A 15,812-nucleotide genomic window follows, 5' to 3' on the forward strand; every position below is an offset into this window, starting at 1 on the left:
GCGCGGACTCGGGGTGCGCGGACTCGGGGTGCGCGGACCCGGGGCGCGCGGACTCGGGGTGCGCGGAATCGGGGTGCGCGGAATCGGCGTAGGCCTGCTCGCCGTAAGGCTGCCCGGCGTAGGGCTGCTCGTGCTGCGGCTGCTCGTGCGGGGCCCGCTCGGTGTGCGGTTCCGTCGCCTCCTGGGCCCACGTCTGCCCCGCGCCCTCCGTCGCCCAGGGCGCGGGGGCGCCGCCGGGCAGGGTCGCGGGCGGGGTGCCGCCCCACTGCTCGACCAGGGCGGACGTGGTGAACTCGCCCGATTCATCCGGAAGGTCACCCCCCGCGACGGGGATCGACCACTGGCCGGTGACGTCGTGCCCGGGCGCGGGCGGCGCCTCGGCCACCGGGGCGGTCTCGGCCGTGTCCTCGTACGTCTCGTACGTCCACTGCCCGGTCGCCACCGGGTCGTACGTGAACCGGTCCTGCCCGGCGTCCTGCTGCTGCGCCGCGTTCGGGTCGGGCCACTGGGCGCCGCCCGCGGGCATGCTCCAGGTGCCGGTGGCGGCCGGGTCGGTGCCCGCGGTGGTCGCCGGGGTGACCGTTATGGACGGCGGCACGTAGCCGTGGCCGGGTGCGGCGAGGGGGCTCTCGGAGGAGGCGAGCAGCGCGTCGATGCCGCCTTCGGGGAGCTTCACGAACGCGGTGGCGCCGTCGTCGTAGTCGCCCTGGGGCAGCGGGTCCCATCGGCCGCCGCTCTGCGGGGCGCCCGGTCCGTGCCGGTCTCCGTGCTGGTCGTCGGTCACGACAGCGCCCTCCCCAGTGCTCGTCGGGCCAGCGCGGCGACGGTGCGCCGCAGGTGCAGTACGGCGGGCGGCAGGGGCGGCACGCTGCCGTCCTCGGCCGGGCCCGGGTCGGGGATGCAGGCCGCGGCGACGTACTCGCCGAAGGCCTGCAGCGCCTCCGGGACGATCGCCCGGTCGTTGTCCCAGTCGATGAGCTGGGCGACCCACTGCTCGGCCTCCAGGGGCCGCAGCGGCATCGGCGCTATGGCGCCCACGGCGCAGCGCACCCCGCGCCGCGCGGGGTCGAGGACCAGGGCGACGGAGGCGACGGCCCGCCCGGGGCCGGTGCGCCCGGTCGCCTTCAGGAAGACCTGCGGGGCGTGCAGCAGCGGCACGCGCACGTAGCCGATGAGTTCGCCGCCGCGCAGCATGTCCATCCCGGCCAGCAGGTGCGACACCGGGATCTCCCGGCGGGCCCCGCCCGGGCCGGCGATGATCAGCGTGGCCTCCAGGGCGGCCAGCACCGGCAGCGCGTCGCCGGTGGGGGCGGCGGAGGCGATGTTGCCGCCCAGGGTGCCCGCGTTGCGGATGTGCGGCGGGCCGGCGGCGCGCGCGGCGGCGGCGAGCGCGGGGATGAGGGCGGCGAAGTCGGGGCGGCCCATGCGGGCGTGCGTGAGGCCCGCGCCGAGCAGGGCGTGGCCGTCCAGGTACTGCCAGCCGCGGATCTCGCTGATCCGGCCGAGGCCGACCAGTCCGGCGGGCCTGAGCTGACCGGAGTTGACGGCGGTCATCAGGTCGGTGCCGCCCGCCACCGGGACCGCGGCGGGCATCGCGCTGAGCGCCGCCACGGCTTCGTCGAGCGTGGCGGGCAGGGTGACGGCCTGCGCCGCCTGCGGTGCGTGCGTGGTCAAACCGGCTGCCCCTTCCGCTGCCCCACCTGGTCCCGCCTGTGCTGCCGTACGGTACGTGCTGACAGGGCGGACGTGGCAACTCTGGCACATCTTCGCAGGGCCCGAACGCGGGGGTCCGCTAGGAGGCATTCGCCCACCTCATCAGGGGGATGGTCCGGTTTCGCCAGGCTGCTCCGGTGCGCGCGAATTGCCCCTCTTCGGTGAAACTGCCGGTGTTTTCCCCCTTATCTGTTCGGGGCGGCCCGTCTGCTGTTCGGGGCGGACCGCCCGCCTGTTCGGGAGCCCGCGCGGGGCGACCGGTTCCCTGCCCGGGCGGCCCGGCCCTCCTGGCCGCGGGGCGGACCGGCCGGCCCGCCCCGCGGGAACCGGCTGCTACCTGTTCGGCGGCGGGCCGTCGATCGGGCGCCCGAGCACGCCCGGCCGCCGCTGCCACGGCCGTGGTCCGGTGGGCGGCCGGTAGGCCACGCCCAGGGCGTCGAGCCGCCGGTAGTGGGCGGTCATCCGCCGCTCGAAACCGGCGAAGTCCCGCTCGGGCGGGGCGGGCAGCGCGCTCCAGGCGACCTCGGCGAAGGCGGCGAGCCGCGGGAAGACCTGGTAGTCCACGCGCGCGGCGTCCTCCATCACCTCGGTCCACACGTTGGCCTGGGTGCCCAGCACGTGCCGGGCCTCCTCGGGCGTCAGCTCCGGCGGCACCGGTTCGAACCGGAAGACGTCCTCCAGGGTGCGGACGTAGCCGATGGGGACCGGCTCGTCGGCGCCCGCGTCCTGCCGGTGGTCCAGATAGACCTGCTGCTCCGGGCACATGACCACGTCGTGCCCCGCGCGCGCGGCCGTCACCCCGCCCGCGTAGCCGCGCCACGACGACACGGCCGCACCGGGCGCGAGGCCGCCCTCCAGGATCTCGTCCCAGCCGATGAGCCGGCGCCCCCGCGCGGTCAGCCACCGGTCGAAGTGGCCGATGAACCAGGCCTGGAGTTCCTCCTCCCCGGCGAGTCCGAGTTCCTTCACGCGCGCCTGCGCCGCCGCCGACCGCCGCCACTGGTCCTTGGGACATTCGTCGCCCCCGACATGGACGAACCGCGAGGGGAACAGTTCCAGGACTTCCTCGAAGACCCCCTCGTAGAAGCGCAGGGTGCTGTCGGTGGGGGCGAGTACGTTGGGGGAGATTCCCCAGTCGTCCCAGACGGAGAGCGCGGTGGTGTCGATGACGTCGGTGTTCCCGAGTTCCGGATACGCGGCGATGGCGGCCTGCGAGTGGCCCGGCACGTCGATTTCCGGGACGACGGTGATATGCCGCTCGGCGGCGTAGGCGACGATCTCCCGGATGTCGTTCTGGGTGTAGTGGCCACCGTGCGGCTTCTGCTCCCACAGCGGTGAGGCGCGGTGACCGAATTTCGTCCGCGCCCGCCAGGAGCCGACCTCGGTGAGCCGGGGGTACTTGCGGATCTCGATCCGCCAGCCCTGGTCGTCGGTCAGGTGGAAGTGGAGGACGTTGAGTTTGTGCGCGGCCATCAGGTCGAGATAGCGCAGCACACCGTCCTTGGGCAGGAAGTGCCGGGCGACGTCGAGCATGAGGCCGCGCCACCGGAAGCGGGGGGCGTCCTCGATCACGGCCTTGGGCACGTCCCACGTCCGGCGGGCCGGATCGACCGGCGCCCGCCGGAAGGCGTCGGGGCCCAGCAGCTGACGGAGGGTCTGCGCACCCCAGAAGACGCCGGCCGCGCTCCCGCCGTCGATGTGGATCGCCTGCCCGTCGACGGCCAGGCGGTACGCCTCGGGTGCCAGCTCCGGGTCCACGCGCAGCACGATGCCGCTGCCCTCGCGGCCCTCGGCGAACGGCAGTCCGGTGGCGGCGCCCAGGGTGCCGCGCAGCCAGCGCGCCACCCGCTCGGTGCCGGGCGCCGCGTGCAGCGCGGTCGCCTCGTCCAGCGTGAACGTCCCCCGCCCGGGCGGCACCCGCCGGCCTGCGCGGGGAGCCGGAATCAGATCCTCGAAGTCCATGTCGGTCCTTGTCAGTCCTTCACCGCTCCGCCCAGTCCGGAGACCAGCCGTCGCTGTACGAGTACGAAGAAGATCAGCACCGGAATCGTCATCACCGTGGACGCCGCCATCACGCCGCCCCAGTCGGGATCGTCCGGCTTGTAGAAGACCAGCAGCGCCATCGGCAGCGTCGACTGCGAGGTGTCGCTGATGATGAACGACTTGGCGAACAGGAAGTCGTTCCAGGCCGAGATGAAGGAGAACACACTGGTGGCCACGAGCCCGGGGAAGACGAGCGGGAAGAGAATCCGCCACATGAATCGCGTCCGGCTCGCCCCGTCGATGTACGCGGCCTCCTCCAGCGCCTCCGGGACCGCCTTCACGAACCCCCGCAGCATCCAGATCGCGAACGGCAGCGAGAAGGCGATGTGGGGCAGGATCAGCGACCCCAGGGTGTTCAACTGGCCGGCGTCCCGCATGAGGAAGAAGAGGGGGATGGTGAGCGCTTCCACGGGCACCATCTGGGCCACCAGAAACATGATCAGCAGGGTGGTCCGGAAGCGGAAACGGAATCGTGTCACGGCGGTCGCCGCGAGAAACGCGATCAGCGCCGAGGCGATCACCACGGTGCCCGCGACGAGCAGGCTGTTGAGGAAGTAACGGCCGAATTCCTGCTGCCCGAAGACGCGCCGGAAGGAATCCAGCGTGGGCGCGAGCGTCCAGGGCCGCGGCTCGCTCGACTCGATCTCCCCGGCCGGCCGGAAGGCGCTCAGCACCATCCAGTACAGCGGGAACGCCACCACGGCCGCCACCAGCAGCGCCGACGCCTCGGCGGCCGACCGCCAGGGACGCCGTACGAGAGCTCTCGGTGCATTCACAGCCTCTCCCCCTGCCGGCGCAGCAGTCGCAGGTACACGAGCGTCACCGCGAGCAGGATCAGCAGCATCACCACGCCGATCGCCGAACCGAGGCTGTACTCGGAGGAGGCGAACGCCCGTTGGTAGGCGTAGACGTTGAGCACGAGGTTCTGCCCGGCGATCCCGCCGCCGTTCGTCATGACGTAGATCTGGGTGAAGACCTTGAAGTCCCAGATGACCGACTGGATGGTGACGATCGCCAGGATCGGCCGGAGCATCGGCGCGAGCACCGACCGCCAGATCCGCCACTGGGAGGCACCGTCCAGCGCGGCGGCCTCCAGCACCTCGGACGGCACCGCGCGGATGCCCGCGTACACGGTCACCATCACGAACGGGAAGGAACACCACACCACTTCGAGCAGGACCAGCAGGAAGGCGCTGTAGCGGCCGTACGTCCAGGAGTGGTCGCCGAGGCCGAGCACCCGGTTCACCGGCCCGAAGTCCGGGTCGAACAGCAGCAGCCACACCGTCGACCCGGTCACCGCGGGGGTGGCCCACGCGCCCAGCGCGGCGAGCATCAACGCCAGCCGGGGCAGCGCCCGCACCCGCGTGAGCAGCACGGCGAGGCCGCAGCCGACGGCGAGCGTGCAGCCCACACAGGCGGCGGCGAACAGCACGGTCGCGAGCAGCACCTGCCAGAACTGCCCGTCGCGGAAGAGCTCGCCGTAGTTGCCCAGTCCCCGGAAGGAGGTCGGCTCCCCACCGCTGACCTGCGCCTGCGTGTACTCCAGGACCGAGATCAGCCCGAGCTGGTAGACGGGGTAGACGAGCAGCCCGCCGAGGACCAGGAGAGCGGGGGCGAGGTAGATCCAGGGGAGACTCCGGTCCGCCCAGGTGCGCGGGGAGCTGCGCGACGAGCCACGCCGGCCCCGCACCCGCCGGCGCACCGCACTCGCCGCCCCCGCGGGCATCCCGCTCACCCCGCGGCGCCGAACATGTCGTTCATCCGCCGTGCGGCGTCCCGCGACGCCGCCTCCACGTCCTTCCGCCCGCTGACGATCTCCTGGAACATCGTCGGCAGCACCTGTGAGGAGTCGATGCGGGCCCAGGCGGGCGAGGCGGGCACGGACTTCGCCCCGGCGGCCAGGGTCTCCACGAACGGCTTCACGAACGGCTCCCTGGCCGCCGCCTCCCGCCGGACGTCGGTGAAGGTGGGCAGGAAGCCCATGGCGTCGAAGAGTTCGCCCTGGGTCTCCTTGGAGGCGAGCCGTTTCATCAGGTCGACGGCGAGGGTGCGGTGCGAGGTGCTCTTCAGGACGCCGATGTTGTTGCCGCCCGCGAAGGCGGGCGCGATCTCCCCGGATGTCACCCCGGGGAGCGGTACGACGGCGTACTTGCCCTTGACCGCGCCCGCTTCGACGGCCGCGTGGCTGAAGTCCCCGCCGATCGCCATGCCCGCCCGGCCGGCGGCGAAGGCGGTGATCGTGTCGTTGCCGGTCATGCCCGCGCACTTGGCGGCGGGGCAGTTGTGGTCGCCGAAGAGGGCGGTGTACGCCGCGATGCCGCGCCGTGCGGCGGGGCTGTCGAGGGCGGCGGTGTACGAGCCGCCCGTGCCGGTGGCGACTTCGCCGCCGTGGGCCCACACGAACGGCAGGGCGCCGTAGGTGTAGGCGCCGCCGGCCACGAGGCCGTACAGATCCGGCCGGGCGGCCCGGATCGTCCGCGCCGTCCCGGCCAGCTCGTCCAGGGTCCGCGGGGCGCGCAGGCCGAGGTCGGCGAAGACGTCGGTGCGGTAGTAGAGCGCGCGGACGCCGACGAAGAACGGGGCGCCGTAGACCTTGCCGCCGACCGTGACGGACTGCCGGGCGGCCGGGTCGGTGTCCTTCGCCTCGTCCCAGGCGGCGAAGGTCCGGGTGACGTCGGCCAGTCCGCCGTCCCGCACGTATCCGGCCGTGTCGGTGTTGCCGTACTCGATGACGTCGGGGGCGGACGCGGGGTCGTTGAAGGCGGCCTTGACGCGCTGGGCGCGGGTCTCGACGGGGATGTACTCGACCAGCACCTCGGTGCCGTCGTGGGTCTTCTCGAAGCGGTCCACGACCGCGTCGACGACCCGTTCCTTGGGCTGGTTGTCGACCTCCTGGAAGAGCCAGACCCGCAGGGTGCCGGTCTTCTCGTCCCCGCCGGAGGCGGAGGTGTCGGCGGTCCGGGGGGCGCAGGCGGTGACGGCGAGGACGGCGAGGAGCACGGCCAGCCGGGCGGGGAGCTTCATGCAGCAGCCTCCGAGCGTTGCAACATATGCAATGGATGTTTCGCTCTGCACAACACAAGGGAGGCTAAGGACTACATGAACACGCCGACAAGAGGTCTCCACCACTTCGTGACAACACGAAGGCCCCCGGAGCGCGCCTCAGCGCACTCCGGGGGCCTCGCGGGAAAAGTCGGCAGGGCCGGACGGACGGGTTACTTGTCGCCCTTGCCCTTGTCGTCACCGCCGGCACCCATGGATTCGTAGATCTCCTTGCACATGGGACACACGGGGTACTTCTTCGGGTCGCGGCCCGGCACCCACACCTTGCCGCACAGCGCCACGACGGGGGTGCCGTCGAGGGCGCTCGCCATGATCTTGTCCTTCTGGACGTAGTGGGCGAAGCGCTCGTGATCACCGTCGCCGTGCGACACCTGCGGCGTCGGCTCTACGAGGGTCCCCGTACCAGTCCCGCGCTCGGGCTCGAGAGTGCTCATAGAAACCAAGAGTACTGAAGCTCACATGCTTCAGTTGAGCGAAGGGTCGTCCGGATACGTGGCCACCATCGCCAGCTCGTTGCGCTGGCGACGCAGCACCTCGCGCCAGAGTCTCTCCGGGGCCGGGGAGGACACGTCCCCGGGCTCCGACTCCACCACGTACCAGGCGCCGTCCACCAGCTCGTCCTCCAGCTGGCCGGGACCCCAGCCCGCGTACCCGGCGAAGATCCGCAGCGAGCCGAGGGCTGAGGCCAGCAGCTCCGGCGGGGCCTCCAGGTCGACCAGACCGATCGCGCCGTGCACCCGGCGCCAGCCCAGCGGGGCGGCCTCCCCCGAGGCCCCGCCCGGGACGACGGCGACCCCGAGGGCCGAGTCCAGTGACACCGGGCCGCCCTGGAAGACCACACCGGGCTCGCCGGCCAGGTCCGCCCAGCCCTCCAGGATGTCGCCCACGCCCACCGGCGTCGGACGGTTGAGGACGACACCGAGGGAGCCCTCCTCGTCGTGGTCGAGAAGGAGCACCACCGCACGGTCGAAGTTCGGGTCCGCCAGGGCGGGCGTGGCCACGAGCAGCCGCCCTGTGAGCGAGGACACCTCGGTCATGCCACACATGATCCCGCATCTTCCCCCGACATGGGGAGGCAATCCGGATGGCCGGGCGGAGGCACCCAGGGCGCACCGGTGCGCCGCGCGTGCACGAAGGCGCCCGGGCCCCCGGCACCCTGCCCCGACGGCCCGTACACGCCGCGCCGGTGACCCCATGTGCCCGACGGGGAACGGTTCGTGTTGTGACAGAGCCATGACGTAGCGGGGCGGCACTTGGGCTTACGGGACAGGGGTCCACGGCGATTACTCTGTCTCTCCGGCCCTGCCACCCATTCCAACGGAACGCGAGATTCATGACCGTCAACGACGATGTCCTGCTTGTCCACGGCGGAACCCCGCTGGAGGGCGAGATCCGTGTCCGCGGCGCGAAGAACCTCGTGCCGAAGGCCATGGTCGCCGCGCTGCTGGGCAGCGCTCCGAGCCGGCTGCGCAACGTTCCGGACATCCGCGACGTGCGCGTGGTCCGCGGGCTGCTCCAGCTGCACGGCGTGACGGTCCGACCGGGCGAGGAACCGGGCGAGCTGGTGCTCGACCCGACGCATGTCGAGAGCGCCAACGTGGCCGACATCGACGCCCACGCCGGTTCCAGCCGCATCCCGATCCTCTTCTGCGGCCCGCTGCTGCACCGCCTCGGCCACGCCTTCATCCCGGGCCTCGGCGGCTGCGACATCGGCGGGCGGCCCATCGACTTCCACTTCGACGTGCTGCGCCAGTTCGGCGCGACGATCGAGAAGCGGGCCGACGGCCAGTACCTGGAGGCCCCGCAGCGACTGCGCGGCACCAAGATCCGGCTGCCGTACCCGTCCGTCGGCGCGACCGAGCAGGTGCTGCTCACCGCGGTGCTCGCGGAAGGCGTGACGGAGCTCTCGAACGCGGCCGTGGAGCCGGAGATCGAGGACCTGATCTGCGTCCTGCAGAAGATGGGCGCCATCATCGCGATGGACACCGACCGCACGATCCGCATCACCGGTGTGGACAAGCTGGGCGGCTACACCCACCGCGCCCTCCCGGACCGCCTGGAGGCCGCCTCCTGGGCGTCCGCGGCGCTGGCCACCGAGGGCGACATCTACGTCCGCGGCGCCCAGCAGCGCTCGATGATGACCTTCCTGAACACCTACCGGAAGGTGGGCGGCGCCTTCGAGATCGACGACGAGGGCATCCGCTTCTGGCACCCGGGCGGACAGCTGAAGTCCATCGCCCTGGAGACGGACGTGCACCCCGGCTTCCAGACCGACTGGCAGCAGCCGCTGGTCGTCGCCCTCACCCAGGCCACGGGCCTGTCGATCATCCACGAGACGGTCTACGAGTCCCGGCTCGGCTTCACCTCCGCGCTGAACCAGATGGGCGCGCACATCCAGCTCTACCGCGAGTGCCTGGGCGGCTCCGACTGCCGCTTCGGCCAGCGCAACTTCCTGCACTCCGCGGTGGTCTCGGGACCGACCCGGCTGCAGGGCGCCGACCTGGTCATCCCCGACCTGCGCGGCGGCTTCTCGTACCTGATCGCGGCCCTGGCCGCCCAGGGCACGTCCCGCGTCCACGGCATCGAACTGATCAACCGCGGCTACGAGAACTTCATGGAGAAGCTCGTGGAGCTGGGCGCCAAGGTCGAGCTGCCGGGCAAGCCCCTCGGCTGACGCCCGCACGACCGCAAACGCCGATGGGGCGGCCACCCGAGTCCGGGTGGCCGCCCCATCGGCGTTTGCCACGACGCCCCCAAAGGGGCGCGGGGAACTGCGCGGCCGGCCGCAGCCGGCCCGCAGTCGCCCACGGCGCCGACCAGAACGGCGCTCAGGCGGGCTTACTTGCCCTTGGCGGCTTCCTTCAGCTTGGAGCCCGCGGAAACCTTCACGCTGTAGCCGGCCGGGATCTGGATCGGCTCGCCGGTCTGCGGGTTGCGCGCGGTGCGAGCGGCACGGTGGGTGCGCTCGAAGGTCAGGAAGCCGGGGATCGTGACCTTCTCGTCGCCCTTGGAGACGATGTCGCCGACGACGTCGGCGAACGCGGCCAGCACGGCGTCGGCGTCCTTGCGAGTCACCTCGGCGCGGTCGGCCAGCGCGGCCACCAGCTCACTGCGGTTCATGTTGTTACTCCCGTGTTCTTCTTGCTGTTGGGGCGTGCCACGCGGCGGAGCCGCATCTCGGGCACAGCGAAGCCGATGCTGCCAGGGCCCTCGGACAGTCCCTGGACCCGGGTCCGTCGTCAGACGCTCGCGCCCAGGACCGCATCCTGCCCCTACCTGCGGCGGGAAAGCCAATCCGGCACCCGTTGGAGTCGTGAGAACACCCTTGGGAGTCACACGACGTGCGCGACTGACCGGCCGTCCACCCGGATGGCGGCGGCCGACGGCCCGCCCACCCTAGAGGGCGTGCGGACCCGCTCGGTTCCACGACGCGCCGGAATGCCGGCCCACCGTGGCGATCCTCACAGGCCGGGCCGACGGGCCCGGCGAGGCCTCAGGCGGTCGCTCCGGCCGCCTTCGCCGCGTCCCGCACCGCTCCCGCGACCGCGCCCGCGACCTTGTCGTTGAAGACGGACGGAATGATGTAGTTCGGGTTCAGCTCGTCCTCGGTGACGACGTCCGCGAGGGCCTTGGCGGCGGCGAGCATCATGTCGGTGTTCACGGTGCGGGACTGGGCGTCCAGCAGGCCGCGGAAGACGCCCGGGAAGACCAGCACGTTGTTGATCTGGTTCGGGAAGTCGGAGCGGCCGGTGGCCACAACTGCGGCCGTCTGGCGGGCGATTGCGGGGTCGACCTCGGGATCGGGGTTCGCGAGCGCGAACACGATGGCGTCGTCGGCCATGGCGGCCACGTCGTCGCCGTCCAGGACGTTCGGGGCGGAGACGCCGATGAAGACGTCGGCGCCGCGCACGGACTCCTTGAGGGTGCCGGTGATGCCCTCGGGGTTGGTGTTGTCGGCGATCCAGCGCAGCGCCGAGCCGGGGGCGGCGTCGACCAGGTCCTCACGGCCGGCGTGCACCACCCCGTGGATGTCGGCGACGACGGCGTGCTTGACGCCGGCGGCGATCAGCAGCTTCAGGATGGCCGTACCGGCCGCTCCGGCGCCGGACATGACGACGCGGACGTCGCCAACTCCCTTGTTCACCACGCGGAGTGCGTTGGTGAGGGCGGCGAGCACGACGATGGCGGTGCCGTGCTGGTCGTCGTGGAAGACGGGGATGTCGAGGGCCTCGCGCAGCCGGGCCTCGATCTCGAAGCAGCGCGGCGCGGAGATGTCCTCGAGGTTGATGCCGGCGAAGCCGGGGGCGATCGCCTTGACGATCTCGACGATCGCGTCGGTGTCCTGGGTGTCGAGGCAGATCGGCCAGGCGTCGATGCCCGCGAACCGCTTGAAGAGGGCCGCCTTGCCCTCCATGACGGGCAGCGCGGCCTTGGGGCCGATGTTGCCGAGGCCGAGCACGGCGGAGCCGTCCGTCACGACCGCAACGGAGTTGCGCTTGATGGTGAGGCGGCGGGCGTCCTCGGGGTTCTGGGCGATCGCCATGCAGACGCGGGCCACACCCGGCGTGTAGATCATGGAGAGGTCGTCACGGTTGCGGATGGGGTGCTTCGACGCCATCTCGATCTTGCCGCCGAGGTGCATCAGGAACGTACGGTCGGAGACCTTGCCGAGCGTGACGCCATCGATGCCGCGCAGCTGCTCGACGATCTGGTCGGCGTGCGCGGTCGACGTGGCGGCGATCGTCACGTCGATACGGAGCTTCTCGTGGCCGGACGCGGTGACGTCGAGGCCGGTCACCGAGCCTCCGGAGGACTCCACGGCGGTGGTGAGCTGCGAGACGGCGGTTCCGCTCGCGGGCACCTCCAACCGGATGGTCATCGAGTAGGAGACGCTGGGCGCCGTTGCCATGGCCGACTTCCTCTGCTTTCACCGTGTCGCGAAGTTGTGCCGTCCGATCGTCGCACCTACCAACGAGTAGGCAGTAGTCGCCCCGGATTGCGGACGTTTTGTTCACGAGGCTACCGCGACTTTCGGAAAACATCTTCCACGATACGAGAATCGATCAGCCAGTCCTACGGCAACAAAGAGGCCCACGTCACATCGGACGTGGGCCTCTTCGTACGTTCATGACACCGGCCCGCCATGCTCGCCTCGCGGCAAGTGGTCGCTCGTAGCGACGAAGGTTGGGCCCGGGGGCTTGGATCGAGCCGGTGTCACATCCAGGCTAACAAACGATCCCGGACGGCCATTCCCCTCGCGGGAAAAACACTCCACGATCAGTCTCTCAGCAGATCCGGCACCCCCGCCGCGTCCGGTTCGTCCCGCTCCCCGGAGACCACCGTCAGCTGCTGGGTGGCCCGGGTCAGGGCGACGTAGAGCACCCGCAGGCCCGCCGGGGACTCGTCGGCGATCTCCGCCGGCGAGACGACCACCGTCGCGTCGTACTCCAGGCCCTTCGCCTCCAGGCTGCCCAGCGCCACCACCCGGTCGCCGAGCCCGGCCAGCCAGCGCCGCGCCTCCTCGCGCCGGTTCATCGCGACGACCACGCCGATCGTGCCGTCCACCCGGTCCAGCAGCCGCGCGGCCTCCTCCCGGACGGTCTCCCCCAGCGACTCCCGGACGACCGTGAAGCGCGGCTGCACGCCCGTCGAGCGCACGGCCGACGGCGACTCGGAGCCCGGCATCGCCAGCGCCAGCACCTTCGCCGCCAGATCGGCGATCTCCGCCGGGTTGCGGTAGTTCACCGTGAGCCGGAAGCGGCGGCGCGGGCGGGTGCCCAGGGCCTCGTCACGGGCCTCGGCGGCCTCGTCCGGGTCGGACCAGGACGACTGCGCCGGGTCGCCCACGACCGTCCAGGTGGCGTGCCGGCCGCGGCGGCCGACCATGCGCCACTGCATCGGCGTGAGGTCCTGCGCCTCGTCGACGATGACGTGCGCGTACTCCACCCGCTCCTGCGCGAGGCGCTCGGCGCGCTCGCGCTGCGACTCCTCGCGCACCGGCATCAGCTCCTCCAGCCCGGTGAGCTGGTCCAGCGGATCCAGCTCGCGTCTCTTCCGGGGGCGGGCCGGGGCGCCGAGGACGGCGTTCAGCTCGTCGAGGAGCGCGATGTCGTGCACGGAGTGCCCGTCCCGCTTCAGGGAGCGGGCGACCTTGCGGACCTCGCCGGGGTTCAGCACCCGCCGCGACCAGCGGCCCAGCCGCTTCTCGTCGGCCATCGCGGCCAGCACGCCGGCCGGGGTCAGCTCGGGCCACCAGGCGTCGAGGAAGCCGATGAAGGAGTCCTCGCTCGTGACGTCCTCGTCGAAGGAGGAGCGCAGCTCGGCGGCCAGCTCCGGGTCGGTGTGCCGGCCGGCGGCGCCCGACTTCTGCCACAGGGCGTCCAGCAGCAGCTTGCGGGCGCGCGGACGCAGCAGGTTGACGGGTGCGGTGCCGCCGAGGACGGCCTGGCGGATCCGGCCCAGCTCCTCCGCCTCCAGCTCCAGCCGGCGGCCGAAGGCGACGACCCGGAGCCGGTCCGGCGAACCGTTCGGCTCCAGCGCCCCGCGGGCGGCCTTGCGCAGCACCTTGAGCATGCGGGAGGAGCCCTTGGCGCGGGCCACGGCCGGGGAGTCGTACAGGGTCGCCTCGGCGCCGTCGACGAGGGAGCCGATCGCGCGGATCGCGACCTGGCCCTCCTCGCCGAGGGAGGGCAGCACGCCCTCGGTGTACGCCACCAGCAGCGGGGTCGGCGAGACGATCAGGATGCCGCCCGCGTACCGGCGCCGGTCCTGGTAGAGCAGATAGGCCGCGCGGTGCAGCGCGACGGCGGTCTTCCCCGTCCCCGGGCCGCCCTCCACGTACGTCACCGAGGCGGCGGGCGCCCGGATCACCAGGTCCTGCTCGGCCTGGATCGAGGCGACGATGTCCCGCATGGTGTGGCTGCGGGCCTGGCCGAGCGCGGCCATCAGGGCGCCGTCGCCGATCACCGGCAGTTCGTGCCCGCCGAGGAACGCCTTCAGCTCGGGGCGCATGAGGTCGTCCTCGACCCCGAGGACCCTGCGGCCCTTGGAGCGGATGACGCGGCGGCGCACGACCCGGCCCGGGTCGACCGGTGTGGACCGGTAGAAGGGCGCGGCGGCCGGGGCCCGCCAGTCGATGACCAGCGGGGAGTAGTCCTCGTCGAGGACGCCGATCCGGCCGATGTGCAGGGTCTCGGCGATGTCGGCGGTGTTGTCGGGGCGTACCGCCCCCTCGGCGGGCTCCACCGCCGTGTACGCGCCGTCCGGGCCCTTCTTCCCGTCCTTGCCGGGCAACAGGTCGATCCGGCCGAACAGGAAGTCCTCGAACTCGTTGTTCAGCCGGTTGAGGTGGACGCCCGCGCGGAACACCTGCGCGTCCCGCTCGGCGAGCGCGCCGGGCGTGCCGACCTGGCCGCGGCGGGCCGCGTCCTGCATGAGGAACTCCGCCTCGTGGATCTTCTCCTCCAGGCGGCGGTACACCCGGTCCAGGTGTACCTGTTCGACGCCGATCTCCCGATCGCGGACGGAGTCGTGACCGGTGTCCTGAACCGGTTCGACCGCGGAAGTCTGCTGAGCCTGTGCGGCCACCGGGCCCCCTTCTGACGTGCTGGGCAGCCGTCCACCGTACGCGAAGGGGGTGGGGGAAGGCTACGGGGGCGCCCGTCGGCCCCCGCGTCTTCCCGGGGCGCCCTCGCGGGCGCCCCGGGGACGGGTGCTACGCGTCGACCTCCACCAGCCGCTCGCCCTGGAAGGTCATGACCTCGAAGTGGTCGATCTCCTCCGGCGTGAACGCGGCGCCGCCGTGCACGTACAGCGGCTGCCTGGCCTGGTCGGTGGTGGCGCCCGGGATGCCGTAGCCCCAGTTCGGCACCGACCAGGAGGTGACCGTCTCGCGTTCGCCGTTCTTGCCGACGGCGATCAGGGAGCACTTCAGCGGGCCCTTGACGTTCTTCAGCTCCAGGACCGCGTGCGTGCCCCAGGCCTTCTTCTCCAGTGCCACGGTCGCGCTGACCTGGGTGCCGGGGTCGGTGGCGGTGACCTTGTCGTCGATCTCGTCGAAGGACGCCTTGGCGGGGCTGGTGGCGTGGGCGGAGACCGGCCGGTTGCCGCCGCCGTCGTCGCCCCCGCTGGTCGCCACGGCGACGAACGGCCCGCCGACGATCAGCGCGGCCGCCGCCGCGACCATGTAGAAACCGCGCCGACGCTTCTGCGCGCGGCGCTCGGCGACCTCGTCGACGAGTCTCTCCGCCAGCCGTGGGCCGGGCCGCGCGGAGAGGGACTCGCCGATCGCGGGCGTGCCGGCGCCGGGCAGGTCGGCGAGCGCCGCGAGCATCGGCTCCATCCCCGCCAGCTCGTCGAGCTGCTGGGCGCACCACTCGCAGGTCGCGAGATGCGCCTCGAAAGCGGTTGCTTCGGCGTCGTCGAGAATCCCGAGGGCGTAGGCGCCGACGGTCTCGTGTTCGTTCGGGCCCGTGGGTCCCTGTGGCCCCTGAGATCCCTGCATGGGGCCAGACATACCCGGACCCCCCGCGTCGTATCCCCCGTACCCACTCATCACGCCGTCACCCCCCGCTCCTCCAGTGCCAGCTTCATCGAACGCAGTGCGTAGAACACCCGGGAGCGCACGGTGCCACTCGGTATCCCCAGGGTCTGAGCCGCCTCATTGACGGTACGCCCCTTGAAGTACGTCTCGACGAGCACCTCCCGGTGTGCCGGGGTCAGGTCGTCGAGCGCGTCCGACAGCGTCATCAGCCACAGCGCCTTGTCGATCTCGTCCTCCGCGGGGATGACCTCCAGCGGCGACGGGTCGACCTCCTGCGGCCGGGCCTGCCGGCTGCGGTGGCCGTCGATGACGATGCGCCGGGCGACCGTCACCAGCCAGGGGCGTACCGATCCGGTCGCTCGGTTGAGCGAGCCGGCGTTCTTCCAGGCACGGATGAGCGTTTCCTGCACGACGTCCTCGGCGCGCTGCCGGTCGCCGGCGACCAGGCGCA

Annotated in this window: 13 protein-coding genes and 1 pseudogene; 1 reads left to right on the forward strand and 13 read right to left on the reverse strand. The window is 72.0% G+C overall.

Going from position 1 to position 15,812, the window contains the following annotated elements:
* From CCN42_RS07010 to CCN42_RS07045, 8 genes and pseudogenes are all read right to left on the reverse strand, one after another.
* Nucleotides 1-784 (reverse strand): annotated as a pseudogene (locus CCN42_RS07010) ((2Fe-2S)-binding protein); the annotation flags it as partial.
* A complete protein-coding gene (locus CCN42_RS07015) occupies nt 781-1,674 on the reverse strand; it encodes an FAD binding domain-containing protein (protein WP_086733816.1) in 894 nt (297 codons plus the stop codon). The gene CCN42_RS07015 and the pseudogene CCN42_RS07010, both read right to left, overlap by 4 nt.
* Before the next feature lie 372 nt (nt 1,675-2,046).
* Nucleotides 2,047-3,675, reverse strand: coding sequence for a beta-N-acetylhexosaminidase (locus CCN42_RS07020; RefSeq protein WP_086733818.1), 1,629 nt, complete (start codon nt 3,673-3,675; stop codon nt 2,047-2,049).
* An 11-nt stretch (nt 3,676-3,686) separates the two neighbouring features.
* Nucleotides 3,687-4,532, reverse strand: coding sequence for a carbohydrate ABC transporter permease (locus CCN42_RS07025; protein WP_086733820.1), 846 nt, complete (start codon nt 4,530-4,532; stop codon nt 3,687-3,689).
* Nucleotides 4,529-5,482, reverse strand: a complete 954-nt coding sequence (locus CCN42_RS07030; protein ID WP_086733822.1) for a carbohydrate ABC transporter permease — start codon at nt 5,480-5,482, stop codon at nt 4,529-4,531. Before CCN42_RS07030 ends, CCN42_RS07025 begins: the two co-directional genes overlap by 4 nt.
* Nucleotides 5,483-5,487: 5 nt before the next feature.
* Nucleotides 5,488-6,780, reverse strand: a complete 1,293-nt coding sequence (locus CCN42_RS07035; protein WP_086733824.1) for an extracellular solute-binding protein — start codon at nt 6,778-6,780, stop codon at nt 5,488-5,490.
* A 191-nt stretch (nt 6,781-6,971) separates the two neighbouring features.
* Entirely contained in the window at nt 6,972-7,253 is a 282-nt protein-coding gene (locus CCN42_RS07040) for a DUF3039 domain-containing protein (RefSeq protein ID WP_043501286.1), read from the reverse strand.
* A 30-nt stretch (nt 7,254-7,283) separates the two neighbouring features.
* Complete coding sequence (locus CCN42_RS07045; RefSeq protein WP_169731418.1) at nt 7,284-7,856, reverse strand: YqgE/AlgH family protein; 573 nt, start codon at nt 7,854-7,856, stop codon at nt 7,284-7,286.
* A gap of 296 nt (nt 7,857-8,152) precedes the next feature.
* On the opposite strand from CCN42_RS07045, the gene murA reads away from it, so the two are divergent.
* Nucleotides 8,153-9,493, forward strand: a complete 1,341-nt coding sequence (murA, locus tag CCN42_RS07050) for a UDP-N-acetylglucosamine 1-carboxyvinyltransferase (RefSeq protein ID WP_043501289.1) — start codon at nt 8,153-8,155, stop codon at nt 9,491-9,493.
* Nucleotides 9,494-9,657: 164 nt separating this feature from the next.
* On the opposite strand, the gene CCN42_RS07055 is transcribed toward murA, so the two are convergent.
* The 5 genes from CCN42_RS07055 to CCN42_RS07075 form a co-directional block, all read right to left on the reverse strand.
* The gene (locus tag CCN42_RS07055) at nt 9,658-9,939 is read right to left on the reverse strand and encodes an HU family DNA-binding protein (protein ID WP_003990598.1); all 282 of its coding nucleotides are present in this window, start codon (nt 9,937-9,939) and stop codon (nt 9,658-9,660) included.
* 373 nt (nt 9,940-10,312) lie between these two features.
* Complete coding sequence (locus tag CCN42_RS07060) at nt 10,313-11,728, reverse strand: NAD-dependent malic enzyme (protein WP_086171741.1); 1,416 nt, start codon at nt 11,726-11,728, stop codon at nt 10,313-10,315.
* Nucleotides 11,729-12,096: 368 nt separating this feature from the next.
* Entirely contained in the window at nt 12,097-14,406 is a 2,310-nt protein-coding gene (locus CCN42_RS07065; RefSeq protein ID WP_086733826.1) for a HelD family protein, read from the reverse strand.
* A 127-nt stretch (nt 14,407-14,533) separates the two neighbouring features.
* Nucleotides 14,534-15,322 (reverse strand): anti-sigma factor family protein, encoded by a 789-nt coding sequence (locus CCN42_RS07070; RefSeq protein WP_086733828.1) that lies wholly within the window; start codon nt 15,320-15,322, stop codon nt 14,534-14,536.
* Between the two features lie 50 nt (nt 15,323-15,372).
* Nucleotides 15,373-15,812: sigma-70 family RNA polymerase sigma factor (locus tag CCN42_RS07075; protein WP_086733830.1), on the reverse strand; the 440-nt coding region annotated here is incomplete at its 5' end.

Source organism: Streptomyces glaucescens (assembly GCF_002154375.1).
GTDB classification, from domain to species: domain Bacteria; phylum Actinomycetota; class Actinomycetes; order Streptomycetales; family Streptomycetaceae; genus Streptomyces; species Streptomyces glaucescens.